Source organism: Neoroseomonas rubea, assembly GCF_016106015.1.
In the GTDB taxonomy this organism is placed as follows: domain Bacteria; phylum Pseudomonadota; class Alphaproteobacteria; order Acetobacterales; family Acetobacteraceae; genus Neoroseomonas; species Neoroseomonas rubea.
Window position 1 is genome coordinate 1 of the sequence record NZ_JACADQ010000469.1, and the last position, 2,362, is coordinate 2,362.

Below are 2,362 nucleotides of genomic sequence, written 5' to 3' on the forward strand. Positions count from 1 at the left end.
GGCGGGGCTGTCGATCGGGGGCAGGACGAGGCCCGCCGCGGCGAGCCGCTCGCCAAGGCCGGGCGCGCCCGCGGCGGTCCGGATGCCCTCCGCGATGCGGGCCGCGACCTCCTCCGGCAGGCCGCCCGGCGCGGCCAGCGCGTTCCAGGACTGCAGGTCGAGGTCGCCGATCCCGAGATCGGCGAATTCGCCGAGACCCGGCACGGCGGGCATCAGCGGGCTGCGCTCCCGGCTGCCGACCGCGAGCGGTACGAGCCGCCCTGCCGCCACATGCGGCATCAGCGCCGGCATGAAGTCGAACACCATGTCGATCTGGCCCGAGAGCAGGTCCGTCAGCGCCGGCGCGCCGCCGCGATAGGGCACGTGGAGGATCTCGGCGCCGCTGCGCCTGGCGATGGTCGCGATCAGCAGATGCGCCGGCCCGCCATTGCCCGCCGAGCCCTTGGTCACCTGGTTGCCCGGCTGCTTCGCCCAGGTCAGCAGGGCGCGGAAGTCGGTCCAGCCGCGCTGCCGGGCGCGTTCGGCCGTCACGCAACACAGCACGGTCGAGGTGACGAGCCGCGTCACGGGCTTCAGCTCCCGCGCCGGATCGTAGGGCGGGCGCGCCATCATCAGCGGCAGGGCGGCGAAGAAGGAGACGTTGAGCACGCCGAGCGTCGTCCCGTCCGCCGGCGCCTGCGTCACCGCCTGCACGCCGAGGATGCCGTTCGCACCGCCACGATTTTCCACCACCACGGCCTGGCCGGTCCGCGCCGTCACCGCCTCGGCCCAGATGCGGGCGATGGCATCGGCCGCGCCGCCCGGCGGAAAGGGCACCACCCAGCGCATCGGCCGCCCGCCCGGCAGGATCTGCGCGAAGGACGGCCGCGGCAGCGCGGGCGTGGCGACAAGCGCGGCGAGCAGGCTTCGGCGCAGCGTCATGGGCTCGGTTCTCCCGGCAGGCGTTTCATGGTCGCGCCGCGGCGGCCCGCTGTCCATCGACGCGCCCCGCGCCTAGCATCGCCCGTGCCAGAAGGACCGGGACCCGAAGCCATGCCGAAGCGCGCCATCTCCTCCGACAAGGTGTTCAAGCCCTCCCTCCCCTTCGCGCAGGCGACGGTGGCGGGGGGCTTCATGTTCGTCTGCTCGACCGGGCGCGACCGGGAAGGCCGCTTCGCCGTGGGCGACGTGCGGGCGCAGACGCAGCAGACGATCGACAACATCCGCGCCTTGATCGAGGAGGCCGGCGGCAGCCTCGCCGACGTGGTGAAGTGCACCGTCTACGTCACCTCGCGCGACAACTGGGCGCCGATGAACGAGGTCTATTTCGCCAATTTCGCCGAGGATCCGCCGCACCGCGTCTCCTGCATCGTCAGCGGCCTGGGTTCGCCCGACTGCCTCGTGGAGATCGACGCGACGGCCTATCTCGGGGAGGGCTGAACCGGCAGCAGCGGCGCCAGCCGCCACATCGCCACCGCGCCGACCAGCGGCCCGATCCCCAGCAGCGCGAAGGCCGGGCCGATCCCGACCGCGCCCATCACCGCCGGCAGCGCCCCGATCATCCCCGCCGTCAGCAGGAAGCCCATCGAGGTCTGCACCGTCAGCATGGTCCCGACATAGTCGGGCGGGGAGAGCGTGACGACGCAGGCCGAGAACTGCGCCGAATCCGCCACCACCGCGAAGCCCCAGAGGAAAGCGAGGCCCAGTGCCAGCGCCGGCCAGGCGGATGCCGGCCCGATCAGCAGCGCGCAGACGCCTGAGACCAGCATGCAGGCCGCCGCGACGCGCGCTCGGTTCCAGCGGTCCGCCGCCAGCCCCGCCAGCACGCAGCCCGCCGCGCCGGCCGCGATGACGCCAAAGACCCAGGGCCCGACCTCCGCCCGGCCGAGCAGCCCGGACAGGAACAGCCCGATCCAGGCCCACATGGCGTACAATTCCCACATGTGCCCCAGGTAGCCGAGGTTCGCGAGCCGCAGCCCGCGGTTCCGCCACGCCTCGAGCGCCTGCGCGGGGCGGAAGGGCGGCCGCGCGCCGAGCAGCGGCCCGGGGCGGAAGGGCAGGATCAGCAGCCCGCCAAGTGCAGCGAGCAGCCCCGCCCCGGCATAGGCCGCCCGCCAGTCGAGCGAGCCCACCAGCGTCGGCAGCAGGTGCGGCAGCGCCGAACCGAGCGTGACGGCGCCGACCACGATGCCGATGAGCAGGCCGAGATCCCCCCGCGCCCAGGAGGCCGCGAGCTTCATCCCCACCGGATAGACGCCCGCCATCGCCGCCCCCGCGACGAAGCGCAGGGCCAGCGCCGCGCCGCCGGCGGGCGCGACCAGCGTCTGCGCGAGCGAGGCGCCCGCCGCGAGCAGCGCGCAGGCCAGGAACAGCCGGCGCGGAT

The 2,362-nt window shown here is 74.2% G+C and carries 3 protein-coding genes; 1 reads left to right on the plus strand and 2 read right to left on the minus strand.

What is annotated here, in order from left to right:
- On the minus strand, positions 1-921 hold a 921-nt coding region (locus tag HW577_RS23735), incomplete at its 3' end, for a Bug family tripartite tricarboxylate transporter substrate binding protein (RefSeq protein ID WP_198378573.1).
- 111 nt (positions 922-1,032) lie between these two features.
- Here HW577_RS23735 and HW577_RS23740 point away from each other — a divergent pair.
- Positions 1,033-1,419 carry a RidA family protein gene (locus tag HW577_RS23740; RefSeq protein WP_198378574.1) on the plus strand — a complete coding sequence of 129 codons (387 nt, stop codon included), beginning with the start codon at positions 1,033-1,035 and terminating at the stop codon, positions 1,417-1,419.
- Here HW577_RS23740 and HW577_RS23745 read toward each other — a convergent pair.
- A partial coding sequence (locus tag HW577_RS23745) for an MFS transporter (protein WP_198378575.1) occupies positions 1,401-2,362 on the minus strand: 962 nt, incomplete at its 5' end. The genes HW577_RS23740 and HW577_RS23745 overlap by 19 nt on opposite strands.

What these genes read in the sequence shown, in the direction of transcription:
- HW577_RS23740 (WP_198378574.1), top strand. Translation starts at nt 1,033, where the DNA reads ATGCCGAAGCGCGCCATCTCCTCCGACAAGGTGTTCAAGCCCTCCCTC.